This window comes from Mycolicibacterium arcueilense (assembly GCF_058536225.1).
This window is the reverse complement of the sequence record NZ_JBZTYL010000026.1, coordinates 511,939-527,871: the sequence shown is the minus strand read 5'-3', so window position 1 is coordinate 527,871 and position 15,933 is coordinate 511,939. Positions and strand designations below refer to the sequence as shown.

At 67.3% G+C, this 15,933-nt stretch carries 15 protein-coding genes; 9 read left to right on the top strand and 6 right to left on the bottom strand.

Features of this window, described 5'->3' with window-relative positions; genetic code table 11:
• Positions 1-26: 26 nt before the first annotated feature.
• A complete protein-coding gene (locus tag AC4LGL_RS26635) occupies positions 27-1,013 on the top strand; it encodes an NAD-dependent epimerase/dehydratase family protein (protein ID WP_491841365.1) in 987 nt (328 codons plus the stop codon).
• A 49-nt stretch (positions 1,014-1,062) separates the two neighbouring features.
• Here AC4LGL_RS26635 and AC4LGL_RS26630 read toward each other — a convergent pair whose 3' ends face one another.
• Positions 1,063-1,845 carry a cutinase family protein gene (locus AC4LGL_RS26630; protein WP_491841364.1) on the bottom strand — a complete coding sequence of 261 codons (783 nt, stop codon included), beginning with the start codon at positions 1,843-1,845 and terminating at the stop codon, positions 1,063-1,065.
• A gap of 187 nt (positions 1,846-2,032) precedes the next feature.
• On the opposite strand from AC4LGL_RS26630, the gene AC4LGL_RS26625 reads away from it, so the two are divergent.
• The 4 genes from AC4LGL_RS26625 to AC4LGL_RS26610 all read left to right on the top strand — a co-directional run bounded on the left by AC4LGL_RS26625 (position 2,033) and on the right by AC4LGL_RS26610 (position 6,160).
• Positions 2,033-2,905 (top strand): carbohydrate ABC transporter permease, encoded by an 873-nt coding sequence (locus AC4LGL_RS26625; protein ID WP_055115342.1) that lies wholly within the window; start codon positions 2,033-2,035, stop codon positions 2,903-2,905.
• Entirely contained in the window at positions 2,892-3,704 is an 813-nt protein-coding gene (locus AC4LGL_RS26620; protein WP_491841363.1) for a carbohydrate ABC transporter permease, read from the top strand. The genes AC4LGL_RS26625 and AC4LGL_RS26620 overlap by 14 nt, the downstream gene beginning before the upstream one ends.
• Positions 3,705-3,780: 76 nt before the next feature.
• A complete protein-coding gene (locus AC4LGL_RS26615; RefSeq protein WP_491841362.1) occupies positions 3,781-5,106 on the top strand; it encodes an ABC transporter substrate-binding protein in 1,326 nt (441 codons plus the stop codon).
• An 88-nt stretch (positions 5,107-5,194) separates the two neighbouring features.
• On the top strand, positions 5,195-6,160 hold the full coding sequence (locus tag AC4LGL_RS26610) for a DUF4349 domain-containing protein (RefSeq protein ID WP_491841406.1): 966 nt from the start codon (positions 5,195-5,197) through the stop codon (positions 6,158-6,160).
• On the opposite strand, the gene AC4LGL_RS26605 is transcribed toward AC4LGL_RS26610, so the two are convergent.
• Positions 6,050-6,892, bottom strand: coding sequence for an energy-coupling factor transporter transmembrane component T family protein (locus AC4LGL_RS26605; protein WP_491841361.1), 843 nt, complete (start codon positions 6,890-6,892; stop codon positions 6,050-6,052). The two genes, AC4LGL_RS26610 and AC4LGL_RS26605, sit on opposite strands and share 111 nt — an antisense overlap.
• Complete coding sequence (locus AC4LGL_RS26600) at positions 6,889-8,934, bottom strand: ABC transporter ATP-binding protein (protein WP_491841360.1); 2,046 nt, start codon at positions 8,932-8,934, stop codon at positions 6,889-6,891. Before AC4LGL_RS26600 ends, AC4LGL_RS26605 begins: the two co-directional genes overlap by 4 nt.
• Positions 8,935-9,040: 106 nt before the next feature.
• On the opposite strand from AC4LGL_RS26600, the gene AC4LGL_RS26595 reads away from it, so the two are divergent.
• The 3 genes from AC4LGL_RS26595 to AC4LGL_RS26585 are packed head-to-tail and all read left to right on the top strand — an operon-like array spanning position 9,041 to position 11,481.
• A complete protein-coding gene (locus tag AC4LGL_RS26595) occupies positions 9,041-9,517 on the top strand; it encodes a MarR family winged helix-turn-helix transcriptional regulator (protein ID WP_491841359.1) in 477 nt (158 codons plus the stop codon).
• 18 nt (positions 9,518-9,535) lie between these two features.
• The gene (locus tag AC4LGL_RS26590) at positions 9,536-10,747 is read left to right on the top strand and encodes an MFS transporter (protein WP_491841358.1); all 1,212 of its coding nucleotides are present in this window, start codon (positions 9,536-9,538) and stop codon (positions 10,745-10,747) included.
• A 56-nt stretch (positions 10,748-10,803) separates the two neighbouring features.
• Positions 10,804-11,481, top strand: coding sequence for a YoaK family protein (locus AC4LGL_RS26585; RefSeq protein WP_491841357.1), 678 nt, complete (start codon positions 10,804-10,806; stop codon positions 11,479-11,481).
• 28 nt (positions 11,482-11,509) lie between these two features.
• Here AC4LGL_RS26585 and AC4LGL_RS26580 read toward each other — a convergent pair whose 3' ends face one another.
• Positions 11,510-12,571 (bottom strand): esterase-like activity of phytase family protein, encoded by a 1,062-nt coding sequence (locus AC4LGL_RS26580; RefSeq protein WP_491841356.1) that lies wholly within the window; start codon positions 12,569-12,571, stop codon positions 11,510-11,512.
• Complete coding sequence (locus AC4LGL_RS26575) at positions 12,571-13,305, bottom strand: VIT1/CCC1 transporter family protein (protein ID WP_491841355.1); 735 nt, start codon at positions 13,303-13,305, stop codon at positions 12,571-12,573. Before AC4LGL_RS26575 ends, AC4LGL_RS26580 begins: the two co-directional genes overlap by 1 nt.
• A gap of 97 nt (positions 13,306-13,402) precedes the next feature.
• Between AC4LGL_RS26575 and AC4LGL_RS26570 the strand changes: the two genes are divergently transcribed.
• Positions 13,403-15,325, top strand: a complete 1,923-nt coding sequence (locus tag AC4LGL_RS26570; RefSeq protein ID WP_491841354.1) for an acyl-CoA dehydrogenase family protein — start codon at positions 13,403-13,405, stop codon at positions 15,323-15,325.
• Positions 15,326-15,331: 6 nt separating this feature from the next.
• Here the strand turns inward: AC4LGL_RS26570 and AC4LGL_RS26565 are convergent, their stop codons facing one another.
• On the bottom strand, positions 15,332-15,823 hold the full coding sequence (locus AC4LGL_RS26565; RefSeq protein WP_491841353.1) for an LppP/LprE family lipoprotein: 492 nt from the start codon (positions 15,821-15,823) through the stop codon (positions 15,332-15,334).
• Positions 15,824-15,933 lie beyond the last annotated feature (110 nt).

Below are 15,933 nucleotides of genomic sequence, written 5' to 3'. Positions count from 1 at the left end.
TCGTCGCTTGCTAGGAGGTTGGCGTCATGCGCGTGTTGGTCACCGGCGGTACCGGATTTGTGGGCGGCTGGAGCGCGAAAGCGATTGCGGATGCGGGACATTCGGTCCGGTTCCTGGTGCGCAATCCAGACCGGCTACAGACCAGCGTTGCCAAGCTCGGAGTCGATGTCTCCGATCACGCCGTCGGCGACATCACCGATCGCGATTCGGTTCTGCGCGCACTCGAGGGCTGCGACGCTGTCCTGCACAGTGCTGCTCTGGTCGCCACCGACCCGAGCCAGACCGCGCAGATGATGAGCACGAACATGGACGGTGCACGAAATGTGCTCGGCGGCGCCGCAGAACTCGGCCTGGATCCGATCATCCACGTGTCGAGCATCACCGCGTTGTTCAATCCCGATGTGGACACACTGGAAGCCGACCTGCCGGTGTTCGGCGGAACCGACGGCTACGGGCGATCCAAGGCGCAGGTCGAGATCTACGCCCGCGGAATGCAGGACGCCGGCGCACCGGTGAACATCACCTATCCCGGCATGGTCATGGGGCCCCCGGTCGGCAACCAGTTCGGGGAAGCCGGCGAGGGGGTGGCCGCCGCACTGCAACTCGGCGCAATCCCTGGCCGCAGCGCCGCCTGGACCATCGTCGACGGTCGAGACCTGGCGGACCTGCACGTCGCGCTGCTCGAACCTGGACGTGGCCCCCGCCGCTACATGGCCGGCGGTCACCGCATCCCGGTGGACCAGCTGGCCGAGCTGCTCACCGAGGTCGGCAACAAGACGATGTTCGCCGTCCCGGTGCCCGACACCGTGCTGCGCATCGCCGGGCAGGTGCTCGACCGGATGGGGCCGTTCCTGCCGTTCCAGACGCCGTTCACCGAAGCCGGGATGCAGTACTACACACAGATGCCCGCTTCCGACGACTCACCGAGCGAACGCGACCTCGGCGTCACCTACCGGGATCCACGAATCACATTGGCCGACACCGTCGCCGGATTCCGAGACCTCAACAGCTGACGGCCGGAAGCTCAGTCGCTTCCGGCCGTCGGCTTTGGTCCAGTCCGCGTCAGTTTCCGGTGACCTCACCCGCTGTCTGCACCATCGTGGCTGCCGGAGTGCTGCCGCCCAACTGCCGGGCCGCGAAATCGGCTGCCTGAATTGCCATTCCGTTGTCCTTGTAGGAGCTGTGGGCGGCGCGGTTCAAACCGCCGGGGAAGCAGATGGGATCGCCGGGGGCGCACAGCTGGATGGTCTTGGCGACGTACGGCGCGCCGATCGCGATAGGCGGTGCGCTGCGGTCGGCCAGGCCCAGAACCCACTCGTCGGGGGTCCCGAACAACGCCACCGCCGCGACGTGCGAGGCGACCGATGCGGGCATCGGACCGCTGATGCCGGCGGGCAGGACGTATCCGGCGGGCACGGAGCTCGAGGTGGTGTAACCGGCCACCGCGGCGCCCTGCGAGTAACCACCGAGCACGATCTTGGTCGCCGGGCAGGTCGCTGCGATCGACTGGATCCGGTTGCTCGCATCGGCGATGCCGTCGGTCGCCTGACCGAAGTTCAGCGATGCCGGGTAGTTGACCGCGTACACATCCACCGACTTACCGGGCAGATCGGCACTGAGTGCGTCGACGAACGCCTGCCCCGTGGCGCCGACGCCCGGCGCTTCGTTGGTGCCGCGGGCGAACACCACCTCGACGTCGGCACACCCGTCGGCGGCATTGGCCGAGGCGATCGGGCCGGCCAGAGAACCGAAGACCAGCGCGGTCAGCGCGAATGCAGTAAAGATCGCGGACTGTGCCACCGTGGAGATCACGCTGCCCTTTCGGGCTGGCTGCGCTGCGCTCATGAGATAACCCCCGGTCCTTCTGTTGCTGTTACCAGCTACAAGCGCGAAGTCCGGACTTCGATTCCGCAGCGGTCAAGTGATGTACGTCATCTGAGCAAATTTCGCCGACGGGGATGAGAGCCCGGCATTTGGGCGTTGAGGTTGCCCGCCGTGGCGGCCGCAGGCCACGAACCGCTTTAATAGCCCGATGGCCACCTCGCGTGTCCGCACGACCGCACTGGGGTACGCGCTTGTCGCACCCAGCCTGTTCGGCGTCGTCACCTTCCTGCTGCTGCCCATGCTGGTGGTGCTCTGGTTGAGTCTGCAGCGGTGGGATCTGCTCGGCCCGATCGAGTATGTGGGACTGGACAATTGGACGTCCGTACTCACCGATTCGTCGTTCGGCACCTCGCTGGCGGTGACGCTGCTGTTCGTGCTGCTGGTGGTGCCGACGCAGACCGTGCTGGGCCTGATCGCCGCGTCGCTACTGGCTCGGGGACTTCCGGGCACCGGATTCTTCCGCACCGTGTACGTGCTGCCGTGGATCTGTGCGCCGCTGGCCATCGCGGTGTTGTGGAAATGGATCCTGGCCCCCACCGACGGGGCGCTGAGCACCGTGCTCGGCCGGCCGGTCGAGTGGCTGACCGACCCGGGACTCGCCCTGCCGGTGGTGTCCGCGGTGGTGGTGTGGACCAACGTCGGCTACGTGACGCTGTTCTTCCTGGCCGGCATCCTGAACATCCCCGCCGACGTCCACAACGCTGCCCGCACCGACGGCGCGACGGACTGGCAGCGGTTCCGCCACATCACCCTGCCGATGCTGCGGCCGACCATGTTCTTCGTGCTGGTCACCGGAATCGTCAGCGCCGCGCAGGTATTCGACACCGTGTACGCGCTGACCGCGGGCGGGCCGCAGGGCCACACCGATCTGGTGGCCCACCGTATCTATGCCGAGGCATTCGGCGCCGCGGCAGTGGGCCGGGCCTCGGTGATGGCGATCGTGTTGTTCGCCATCCTGGTCGGCATCACGCTCGTCCAGCACTTCTACTTCCGCCGCAGGATCAGCTATGACCTCACGTAACGCACTGATCTACGCGGGCCTGCTCCTCGGCGCGGTCATCACGCTGCTGCCTTTCGGACTCGGACTGCTCACCTCGTTCACCTCGGCCGAGCAGTTCGCGACCGATCCCCCGCTGTCGCTGCCCGCGCCCCCGACCCTGGAGAACTACGTCGGGCTCGCCGACGCCGGATTCGGCCGGGCCATCGTCGTGACCGCGTTGATGACGGCGGTCATCCTGCTGGGGCAACTGGTGTTCTCGGTGCTCGCCGCCTATGCCTTCGCGCGGCTGCAGTTTCCCGGCCGCGACGCGTTGTTCTGGGTCTACATCGCGACGCTGATGGTGCCGGCGACCGTGACCGTGGTGCCGCTGTATCTGATGATGGCCGAGGCGGGATTACGCAACACCTTCTGGGCACTGGTGCTTCCGTTCATGTTCGGCTCGCCGTATGCGATCTTCCTGTTGCGCGAGTACTTTCGGTCGATTCCAGGCGAACTGATCAACGCGGCGCGCCTCGACGGCGCCCATACCCTGGATGTGATCACGCACGTCGTGGTGCCGGCCAGCAGACCGATCCTGGTCACCCTGGCGTTGATCACCGTGGTCAGTCAGTGGAACAACTTCCTGTGGCCGTTGGTGATCACCAGCGGCAGCAAGTGGCAGGTGATCACGGTCGCGACGGCCGGCCTCCAGACGCAGTACAACGCGCAGTGGACGCTGGTGATGGCGGCGACCACGGTGGCGATCGTCCCGCTGATCGTGTTGTTCATCGCGTTCTCGCGCAACATCGTCCGCTCGATCGTGGTGACGGGGATCAAGTGATCGTCGAGATCTACACCAGGGCTGCGAATCCGCGGCCACAACGACCCTCACGTCGATCTCGCGACAGGAAGCGGTCATGAGGCGCTCGACGACGACCGCGATCGGCCTGGCACTGACCATGGCCGTTCTCTTGGTGGCCGCCGTGCTGCTGGGCCACACGTCCGAACCCGAGGGCCGCACCGTGGTCACCGTGCGGCTGTGGGATTCGCAGGTCGCGGCCGCCTACCGGCAGTCCTTCGCCGAGTTCACTCGGGAACACCCCGACATCGAGGTCCGGGTCAACACCGTCGCCTACTCGGCCTACTTCGACAGCCTGCGCACCGATGTGGCGGGCGGCAGCGCCGATGACATCTTCTGGCTGTCCAATGCCTACCTGGCCGGATATGCCGACAACGGCCGGCTGCTGGACATCGGACAGACCTTGGGCGCCAACGCCGCCCGGGCCTGGGAGCCCTCGGTGGTCAACCAGTTCACCCGCAACGACTCCCTGTGGGCGGTTCCGCAGCTGACCGACGCCGGCATCGCGGTGTACTTCAACGCCGACCTGCTCGACGCCGCCGGGGTGGACCTCGCCGACCTGACCACCATGCGGTGGTCGAACGGACCTGACGACACACTGCGGTCACTGGCAGCCCGGCTCACCGTCGACGAGCAGGGCCGCGCGGCCGGCACCGAGGGTTTCGACACCGGCCGGATCCGGCAGTGGGGCTACAACGCCGCCAATGATCTTCAGGGCATCTACCTCAACTACATCGGCTCGGCGGGCGGCATCTTCACCATCGGCGATCGTTTCGCGTTCGACAACCCGCAGGCCGTCGAGGCGTTCACCTACCTGGTTCGGATGATCAACGACGATCACGTCGCCCCGCCGGCGGCGGCCACCAACAACAACGGCGACTTCTCGCGCAACATGTTCCTGCAGGGTCGGATGGCGCTGTTTCAGTCCGGCACCTACAACCTGGCCGCAGTGGCGAACCAGGCCCGGTTCCGGTGGGGCGTGGCGATGCTCCCCGCCGGACCCAAGGGACGGGTCAGCGTCACCAATGGCATTGCCGCAGCCGGGAACTCGGCCACCCATCATCCTGCCGCGGTGCGCGAGGTACTGAACTGGATGGGCAGCAAACGCGGCAACGAATTCCTCGGCGCCGGTGGTGCGGCCATCCCCGCCGTGCTGGCAGCCCAGCCCGTCTACCACGACTACTGGAAGGCGCGTGGCGTGGATGTCAGCCCGTTCTTCCGGGTGCTGCGGGGGCCGCGGATCCCGGCGCCGGGCGCGGCCGGCTTCCCGGCCGGATTTCAGGCACTCAAGCCCTATTTCGACGAGATGTTCCTGGGACGTCGCGATGTGGAGAAGTCGCTGGCCGACGCTCAGTGGGCGGCCAACACGGCCGCAGCGCGCTGACCGGGGGAATATTGCCGCCCGGGAACGCCGGCCGGTCGCTTACATTGGGCTGATGCGCAAGCAAACCAGCGGATCCCGTCACCGCCGCATGACGGTGGCACTGTTTGCCGCGGCCATGTTGGCCGTCGCGCCGGCCTGCGCGGCCGGTCACTCGCCCAATTCCTCGGCACCGGCGGCCACCCAGAGCGATGCCGGGTTCGCCCCAGCCGCACCCGCACCGGTACCCGAAAGCGGTGCAGGGCTGAAAGAAGCGCCGATACCCGCCGACGTCAAGCGGGACATCGTCAAAACCGCGTCGATGTCGATCACCACGGGCAACCCGGGCGCAGTGGCGGACAAAGCCGTATCTCTGGCCACCGATGCCGGCGGCCGGGTCGACAGCCGCTCCGAGGATGCCGGCTCCAGTTCCGGCCGCGCGCGCATCTCACTGTCGCTGCGCGTGCCCGCCGCCGAGCTGGAGGGCACCCTCGACGAGTTCAAGAAGCTGGGCACGGTGCAGACCGTCGAGGTCCGCTCCGACGACGTGACCTCGCAGCGCGTCGATCTCGACGCCCGCATCAAGGCGTTGCAGACTTCGGTGGACCGACTGCTCGGGATCATGCGCGACGCCAAGGACCCCGAGGCGTTGATCAAGGCCGAGGGCGCCTTGTCGCAGCGCCAGGCCGAACTGGACAGCCTGCGTGCCCAGCGCACCCAACTCGGCGACCAGATCGACTACAGCACCGTCAATCTCGACATCACCGCCGAGCAGATCGGCGGCCCGGCACCGCAATATCAGGGGTTCTGGGGGCAGGTCGAGCGTGGTTGGCACGGGCTGGTGTCGGCGGCCTCCGGGCTCGTCATGTTGTTCGGCCTGCTACTGCCCTGGCTGGCGGTCGTCGTCATCGCGGCCGCCCTCATCTTCGCCGTCATCCGGCTGACCCGGTCGCGGACCGGGCAGCGGTCAGCGCCGCGGGAGGCTGGTCGGCAGGACGGTGAGCTCCAGCGCCAAGGCAGTGCCGCAGACCAGAACGAGGATGGCGAAGGCGATCCAGTCGCGCGCCCGGGGACCTGACGGCGCGGCCGAGATCTGGCCGGCGCCACCGCGTGCGGTGATGGCATCGCCCATCTCGTCGCCGCGGCGCAGCGCCACGGTGACCGCGGCGGCCAACAGATCGACCAAATTCGCCACCCGCTGTCGACGTCGCGCCCGGAACGTCTCCGCGGGTTCGACCGGCCGCAACCGGTGCGCCGCATACAGGGTGCGGAACTCGTCGATCAGCATCGGGAAAGCCCGCAGCGCCAACGCAATCGTCACCGCCCAGTCGTGCACCGGGATGCGCAGCGCGCGCAACGGACGGCCCAGGGTGGCCACCGCCGGGGCGATGTCGGCGACATTCGTCGTCCAGGAAACGAGTGCGCCCAGTCCCAGTAGCACGATCGCCAGCGCGGTGATGCGCAGGTAGTTGAGCAACCCGCCCAGACCGATCTGCACCGAACCGATGTCGATGAACGGGGACCCGCCGGCCACTGCGGCGAGCGCCCCGCCCAACACCAGCAGGATCCACAGGAAGAACGGGATCGAGGGCAGCGCTCCGCGCGGAATGTGGGCCAGCCGCGCGGTCACCAGGACCAACACGGCGACGGCGGCGATCGGCACCCAGCCGGGATAGAACGTCAGCAGCACGCCGATTCCCGCCACGGAGAGCAGTTTGGTTCCGGCCCACAGCCGATGGATGACGGTGTCGCCGGGGACCGGACGCAACAGCACGACCGGTTTGCGTTGTCCCCGCGTCGGAGCGGTCATCGCGCACCTCCGGCAGTCGTCGGGGCAAGCGCCAGCTCGCCGTGGTGCAGGTGCAGGGTGCGCGGGCAGAGATTCTCCAGACCGGTGAAATCGTGCGAGATGACGACGACGGTGAGTCCGTTGTTGCGCCGCAGGTCCTCCAGCAACCGCAACAGGCCTCGCTGGCTGGCGGCGTCCAGTCCGGCGAGCGGCTCGTCGAGGATCAACGCGCGCGGCGACCGGGCCAGCAATCCGGCCAGTACGACACGACGCATCTGACCGCCCGAGAGTTGGTCGATGCGCCGCTGGGCCAGCGCCGCATCCAGTCCGACCATTTCCAGCGCGGCCGCGATCCGGTCGGCCTCGTGCCGGGAGAAGCCTGCGGCCGAGGCGATTTCACGGCCGACGGTGCTGCGCATCAACTGCAGGCGGGCAGCCTGGAACGAGATCGCCACCGCACCCACCTGCTGTGACACCGGCACGCCGTCGAGCAGGCACGCGCCATACGTCGGGACCGTCAGCCCGGCCATGATCCAGGCCAGGGTCGATTTGCCCGAGCCGTTCAGGCCGTGCACCAGTACTCCGTCACCCTCGTTGACGGTGAACGTGATGTCGCGCAAAGCCGTTTTCGCCCAAGGTGTTCCGCTGGCGTACTCGTGCCCGACGCCGGTCAGTTCGAGTACCGGCGCGCCCTGGTGGTTGGCAGCCGCGTCGCTGACGGGCACCGCAGAGGTCTGCACCATGTCGGTGTTGTCGGCGGTGCCGCCGTTGCCGCTGAGTTGCACCGAGCGGTCGGCAGAATCGGCCTCGTCGTTGTAGTGCGTGATGTGCACCAGCGACATGTCGTGGTGATCGGTCAACCCGGACAACACATTCATCAACGTGTCGCGGCCCTGCTGGTCGACCATGCTGGTGACCTCGTCGGCGATCAACAGCGAGGGCTCTCGGGCCAGCGCCGCGGCCACTGCCAGGCGTTGCAGTTCGCCACCGGACAATCCCCCGGTGTCGCGTTCGGCCAGCCCGTCGAGCCCCACTTCGGACAGCAGTCGCTCGACGTCGGCGGTAGCGCCGACGGGCAATCCCCACACGACATCGTCGGCCACCCGGGTGCCCAGTACCTGGCTTTCCGGGTGCTGCATCACCACGGCGGTGCCGCCGATGCGGCCCAGTCCCACCCCACCGGCCCGCTCGATGCTGCCCGAAGTGGGTTGGCGACCGGCCAACATGAGCATGAGAGTGGTCTTTCCCGAGCCGTTCGGCCCGGTCACCGCGACATGCTCACCGGGTTGCAACTCCATGGACACCGGACCCAAGGCATCGTGATCGATCCCCGGATAGCGGAACCGTACGTCGGTCAGCCGGGCCGGAACCGGTGCGATCACGGCAGAGTCGTCCGCAGCCTCGGCGTCGAGCTTGTGCACGTCGGGCACGCCCAGCAGCCGCGCCAGAATCCGCGACAGCGCCCACCAGCCGACCATGCTGATCGAGGTGATGGTGAAGATGCCCAGCACCAGCATCAGCAGCGGCCAGTAGTCGATCATGGTGGCGACGGTGGTCCTGAGCGGTTCGGCGATCACGTCGAGCACCGGGATGCGATCCAGTACCTTGGCCAGGCCCTCGACGCTCGCGGTCAGCGAGTCGAAGACCAGATTGCGCAGCCGTGACAGCACCGACAGTGCGACGACTGCGGCCATCCCGAATACCGCCCCGGCCACGATCGAGGCTCCGAATGCCATGGCGGTGCCGCGCCCCCGGCGCTTGACCACACCGGTCAACCCGCCGATGTAGGCGCAGTCGACGACGGTCATCAGCCCGCCCATGCCCGCGATCAGGAAGGCGATCGTGCCGGCGGCGACAGTGGCCGCGAGGAGCACGCGCAGTCGGTAGCGGTAGGCCAGCAGGCCCATCGGCACGGTGCCCAGCACTGAAAGGCCGGCCGCGAACGGCACCACCACGGCGATGATCGCAGTGGCCGCACACAGCGCAGCCATCACCGCGGCCTGCGCAAGCTCGCCGGGAGTGAGGCCGCGCCGAGGCGTCGTCGCCGGTGGTATCGCGGTCATCGTTCGATTCTGCCAGCCGCGATCGCCGGCGTCGGCTGCCCGTTGTGTGAGCGAGCGCACGCCGAGCAGGTAGACTACATAGCAAATCTATGTAAATATGGTGGGTATGCCGACCCCGACCGAGGATGTCACGGTAACCGACGAAACCGAGCTTGGCGCCGACCTGCTGGCGGTCGTCGCCCGGTTGAACCGACTGGCCACCCAACGCACCCGACTGCCGCTCCCCTGGGCTCAGGCCCGGTTGCTGTCGACGATCGAGGATCAGGGCGAGGCCCGCATCTCCGACCTCGCCTACCTCGACCACTGTTCGCAGCCGACCATGACCACCCAGGTCCGCCGCCTCGAAGACGCCGGACTGGTGTCGCGCACCACCGATCCCGGTGATGCCCGCGCCGTGCTGATCAGGATCACCGAGCAGGGGCGGCAGACCCTGGAGCAAGCCCGGGCGGACCGCGCCGCGGCGATCAACCCGAGGCTCGAACGGCTCACCCCAGAGGAGCGCCGGACGCTGGCCGCCTCCGTCGGCATCATCCGCCGGTTGCTCACCGACGTCGACGAGCATCCGCTGTCGCACAAGAACTAGTTAGGAGTCAACGCCCCGATGTGGCGCCAACCCAAGGCCGTATGGGCCGTCGCTTTCGCCTCCGTCGTCGCCTTCATGGGCATCGGACTGGTCGATCCCATTCTCAAACCGATCGCCGACAACCTCAATGCCTCGGCGTCGCAGGTGTCGTTGCTGTTCACCAGCTACATGGCGGTGATGGGCGTGGCGATGCTGATCACGGGTGTGGTGTCCAGTCGCATCGGCCCCAAGCGCACGCTGCTGCTCGGCCTGGTGATCATCATCGCCGGCGCCGGTCTGGCCGGGATGAGCGACACCGTGATGGAGATCGTCGGCTGGCGTGCACTGTGGGGTCTCGGTAACGCACTGTTCATCGCGACCGCGCTGGCCACCATCGTCAACTCCGCGAAAGGTTCTGTGGCGCAAGCGATCATCCTCTACGAGGCGGCACTCGGCCTGGGCATCGCCATCGGCCCACTGGTGGGCGGGGTCCTCGGCTCGATCTCCTGGCGCGGCCCCTTCTTCGGTGTCTCGGCGCTGATGGCCTTCGCCCTGGTGATCACCGCGTTCCTGCTGCCGGCCACCCCGCGGGCCGAACGTGCCACCACGCTGGCCGATCCGTTCCGCGCACTGCGCCACCGCGGGCTGCTCGGTGTCGCGATCACGGCGCTGCTCTACAACTTCGGTTTCTTCACCCTGCTGGCGTTCACGCCGTTCCCGCTGGACATGACCGCTCACCAGATCGGGCTGATCTTCTTCGGCTGGGGTCTGGCGTTGGCATTCACCTCAGTGGTGGTCGCACCGCGGCTGCAGCACCGTTTCGGCACCGTCAAGGTCCTCATTCTCAACCTCATCGCCTTCACTGCCGTGCTGGCCGCGATGGCGGTATGGACGGATTCCAAGACCGTGCTGGCCTCGGGTGTGGTGATCGCCGGTCTGTTCATCGGCATCAACAACACACTGATCACCGAGACCGTGATGAAGGCCGCCCCGGTCGAACGCGGCGTGGCCTCAGCGGCCTACAGCTTCCTCCGCTTCGGCGGGGCTGCTGTTGCACCGTGGTTGGCCGGCGTTCTCGGCGAGCAGATCAGTGTCCACCTGCCGTACTGGGTAGGCGCAGGGGCCGTGCTGGCCGGCGCCGGTGTCCTGTTCCTGACGCGTCCGCACTTGCTCGGGATCGACGTCGAGGAAGACGAACTGGACGAGCTCACCGACGAGGCCACTGCGGTCACCGTCGGCAGCGACACCTAGCCGTCCGGCGGCGCATTCCCGCCCTGAATGCCGGCATTGCTCCCCACAATGGGTGAATGTCGCAGCAGTTCGACGGCGAGGCCCGGTTGTCGTGGGTTCTGGCCGGCCTCGCCGGAGTACTGGGCGCCGCGGCGTTCACCCATTCCGCTGGGTACTTCGTCACCTTCATGACGGGCAACACCGAGCGGGCGTTCCTCGGCTTGTTCCAGGGCGAGGAGTGGCTGGCGATCGGTGCCGCACTGCTGCTGCTCGCCTTCGTGGCCGGAGTGGTGATCGCATCGTTGTGCCGCAGGCACCTCTGGGTCAATCATCCCCACGGTGCGACGGTGCTGACGACGCTTGCGCTGGTGGTGTCCACCGTCGTCGACCTCATCGAGCGCGGCTGGACGGCCCGCGATGTTCCGTACGTCCCAATCCTGTTCGTGGCCTTCGGTATCGGCGCACTGAATACGTCGTTCGTGAAGGGCGGCGAAGTGTCCATCCCGTTGAGTTACGTGACCGGGACGCTCGTGAAGTTGGGCCAGGGCATCGAACGCCACATCAGTGGCGGCGATGTGAGCGACTGGCTGGGGTACTTCCTGCTGTGGGCCGGATTCGCCGGTGGTGCGATCATCGGTGGCTTCATCAGCGTGGTGGTCAGCGGATCCCAGATGCTGCTGGTGGCCACCCTGGTCTGCGCCGTCACCGCCAGCTACACCTACTTCTTCTTCGATCGCCACGCGTTGTTGAAATAGCCGCCGCGCGTTGGAGTCGGCCCCGCACCTACAACGCGAACAGCAGAAACTGCGTCACCTGGGTCGGCGAGAAGTTGTCGTCGCTGACGGCGATCACGGATTGCCGTCCGTCGGGCAGCCTGGGCCCCAACGTGATTCCCTCGATGTTGTCCAGCGGCGCCAGGCCCGGCGTGGTGGTCAGGTCCGCCAGCAGCGTCTTGCGCAACTCAGTTGATCCCTCGACCAGGGTCGCGCGGTAGATCCGCACCGCGACGTGCGTGCCGAAGCCGCGCTCGATCACCAGAAAGCTGCTGTCGTCGAGCGCCACCAGATCCGACAAGCCGTTGTCACCACCCGGACCGGCGCTGACCGGATCCAGCGGGTAGGTGTACCGGCCGTCGAATGCCCCGGACTCCGCATCGAAGCGGACGATGCGCGTCAGCGCGCTGTGCTGCGCGTCGGGCGGCGGACCGTCGTCGTAGCCGGGTCCCTCCATGGCCGCCCACAGATGGCGCCCGTCCGGCGTGAGCGTGAGCCCCTCCAGCGTGCTGTTGCGGCGCGGGCCGTGCGCGCCGGCAGACATTCGCAGATCCTCCGGCAGTGCGAACTCGCCGAGGAAGCTGCCGTCGAGTCCGGCGGACCGCACCCACGGGTCGAGCAGGAGCGGCGCCCCGGGTCCCTCGGTCCGCCGCTCCCCCTCGCTGGCCCAGTACAACCGCTGTCGACCGGCATCGAAGGCGATCGCCTCGGGGTCCGGCGGGATCACCGGCGGCACCGCGTCGATATCCAACGGGTGGAACGGTTGTCCGTCACGATCGAGCCACGGATGGGTGCCGACGAATTCGACGTCACCGATACCGTTGTCCGACACGTTGATCCGCGCGGTGTAGAACCGCGCCGGACTCTTGGCGGAGCGGTCGTCGCTGATGATGTAGTACAGGTCCGCGGCCGGGTCGTAGCTGATTCCCGACAATCCGCCGATGACGGTGCCATCGAACAACGCCGCGGAGGCGATCTGGTGCTGGCCGAGAAACTCGAAACGCCCGTCGGCGCGCGCGGTTGCACATCCGGCCAGCAGCAGGAGGCCGGCCGCCAGGATTCGTGTCCGCATCAGGTGACGGCGGCGCCCACCAGGATGCCGACGCCGTAGGTGGCCGCGATGGCAACGGCACCCAGCAGCAATTGCCGCGCCCCACCGAGGGCGACCGGCTTGCGGGTGAACCGCGCTGCCGCGCCACCGACGATCAACAGACCGACCCCGCCGCATGCCAGCCCGAGCCACAACGATTCGAAGCCCAGCAGGTACGGAATGAGCGGAATGATCGCGCCGATCGCGAACATCACGAAGGACGAGCCGCCCGCCACCCACGGCGACGGCTTCTCCGTTGGGTGCACACCCAGTTCCTGCACGAGGTGAAAGTTCAGGGCCCGATTCTGATCGCGGTGGATTTCCTCACTGGCCTTCGTCGCCGTATCGGGCGTCATCCCCATTTCCTGAAGCATCGCCACGAGTTCGGCCTGCTCGGCCTCCGGGTTCTTGCGGAACGATTTGCGCTCGACCTTGACCTCGGAATCGACCTGCTCGTTCGCGGTCATCACCGAGGTGTACTCGCCGAGCGCCATCGAGAACGCCCCGGCCAACAGGCCGGCCACGCCGCTGAGCACCACGGTCTGAGCCGAGGCACTGGCCCCGACGCCGGCGATCAGCGCGGTGTTGCTGACCAGACCGTCCATCGCACCGAAGGTGGCCGCGCGCAACCAGCCGCCCGTCACGTCGGCGTGCCGGTGATAGCTGACGTGCGGCAAGCCCGTGGGAGACAGCGACTTACCGATCGAGTCCGGCATGTTCGCCAGTCTTTCGCGCCCGGGTGATGCTTGTCCAGGAAGGCTTACCTTCGTTCCAACCGCCACGCCCTGACCCCCACGCACGTACGGTCGGGATATGACCTCCACTGCCGAACATCTGCGAAATGCGCTGGACGGCCGCTGGCGCGACGTCAAAAACGCCATGCGAGCCAGGTTGTCCGACGAGATCTTCCGACCGCACTACACCCCCAACACGGTGATCGCCCGGGCCAAGGTGGGCGAGCAACTCAAGATCATGGCCGCGGCCGGGGCTGCCGAGGACGGCTTCCGCAAGGAACACGGCGGCAACGGCGACGTCGGCGCCGCCATCACCCAGATCGAGATGCTGGCCATGAGCGACCTCTCCCTGATGGTCAAGGCCGGAGTCCAGTGGGGCCTGTTCGGCGGCGCCATCGAGAACCTGGGCACCGAACGCCACCACAAGGCCTACGTCCGACCACTGATCGACCTGGACCTGCTGGGTTGTTTCGCGATGACCGAAACCGGCCACGGCAGCGACGTGCAGTCGCTGGAGACCACCGCCACCTACGATCCGGCGACCCAGGAATTCGTCATCGACTCCCCCACGCCCACCGCCCGCAAGGACTACATCGGTGGGGCCGCCGAAACCGCGCGTGTGTCAACTGTTTTCGCGCAGTTGATCACTCCGGACGGCGAGGTCCACGGCGTACATTGCTTCGTGGTGCCGATCCGCGACGACGAGGGCAACGACCTGCCCGGGGTGACCACGTCGGACTGTCATTACAAGGGTGGGCTGCCGGGCGTCGACAACGGCCGCATCGTGTTCGACCAAGTACGGGTCCCGCGGGAAAACCTGCTGAACCGCTACGCCGACGTTGCCCCCGACGGCACCTACACCTCCCCGATCGAGAACTCGGGCCGGCGGTTCTTCACGATGCTGGGCACGCTGATCCGAGGTCGGGTCACCGTCGGCGGCAGCGCCGCCGCGGCAGCGCGGGTGGCACTGGACATCGCCACCCGATATGCGCTCGAACGCAGGCAGTTCGAAGCACCCAAGAGCACCGAGGAAGTCCTCATCATGGACTACCTCGTGCACCAGCGCCGGCTGTTGCCGCTGATCGCCAAGTCCTACGCCTTGCAGTTCGCCCAGAACGAACTGGTGGCCAAATGCCATGAGCTGCAGACCTCGGACGATCCCGACGCCGAGGAGCAACGCGAACTGGAGGCCCGCGCGGCCGGCCTGAAAGCCGCCAACACCTGGCATGCCAGCCGCGCCATCCAGGAAGCCCGTGAAGCCTGCGGCGGTGCAGGCTATCTCGCCGAGAACCGGCTGATCGCCCTGCGCGCCGACACCGACGTGTTCACCACCTTCGAGGGCGACAACCATGTGCTCACGCAGTTGGTCGCCAAGGAACTGCTGACCGCCTACGCCGACGACATCAAGGGCATGAGCCCGGTCGAATGGGTCCGGTTCGCAGCCAACTACGCCGGCGAGCGGGTACTCAAACGCACGGCCGCCGAGACCATCATCCAGACCGTCCTCGACACCCGCCAGGACAACGAGGAGGAAGGCAGCCTGTTCAACCGCGGTACCCAGGTCAAGATGTTCGAGGACCGCGAGGAGTACATGCTGGCCTCGGTGGCGCGCAGGCTGCAGGGCAAGGCCAAGGAGATGTCGGCGTTCGACGCCTTCAACGCCGTGCAGGATCACGTACTGCACGCCGCGCAGGCGCACATCGACCGGGTCATCCTGGAGGCGTTCGTCGCAGGTATCGACGCCTGCGAGGACGACACCGCGCGCGAGCTTCTCCAAGATGTCTGCGACCTGTACGCGCTGTCGGTGATCGAGGGCGACAAGGCCTGGTTCATCGAGCACCGGTTCCTGTCCACCGAACGCGCCAAGGCCGTCACCCGGGGAATCAACGAACGCTGCCGCTCACTGCGCCCGCACATCGAGATCCTCGTCGACGGGTTCGGCATCCCGGAGCAACTGCGTTACGCGGCGATGCTCGACCCCGCCGAGCTGATCAACGGCTGAGGCGCCTCAGGGCTTCGGAATCGGGTCGACGGCAACCAGTTTGCCGTCGTCCCCGATCCGGAACCGCACGGTGGCGATGCCGGTCGGCGCGGTGGGCGAATCATGGCCCTGCTGCCACTGGTAGTTCACCACCACCGTGTCATCGGCATTGGTGACCACGTTGATGTAGGGCCGGGGTTCCGGGGTGGCCGTGCCGAGCGGGGTCTGCCGGTCGAAGAACAGCAGTTGCCCGGTGCTGTTGGGCTCGGGGTTGGTCTGACCCACCTGGACCCAGTACAGCCGGCAATTGCTCGTGTGGCCGGAGCCGATCTGCGTCCACTGCCTGCCCGCTTCAGGGGCCGGAAGTTTGGCGATCTGATCAGTGACCGCGTCGGCGCTCGGGCCGTCGGTCGGTGCGCAGGTATCGGGCTTCGGAGGCGGCGCGGATGACGGTTTCCAGCCGCAACCAACCGCGAGGAGACCGATGAAGGCGACGATGGCGATCAGCCGTGGGTACACACCCCGAGGGTAGCGAATCAACCCGGCTGAGCGAGTGGGCTGACGACGGCGCGTCGATAGGTGACACTGTTTGCGATCCGACCGGCGATCCGACGGCGGACCACCGCTCA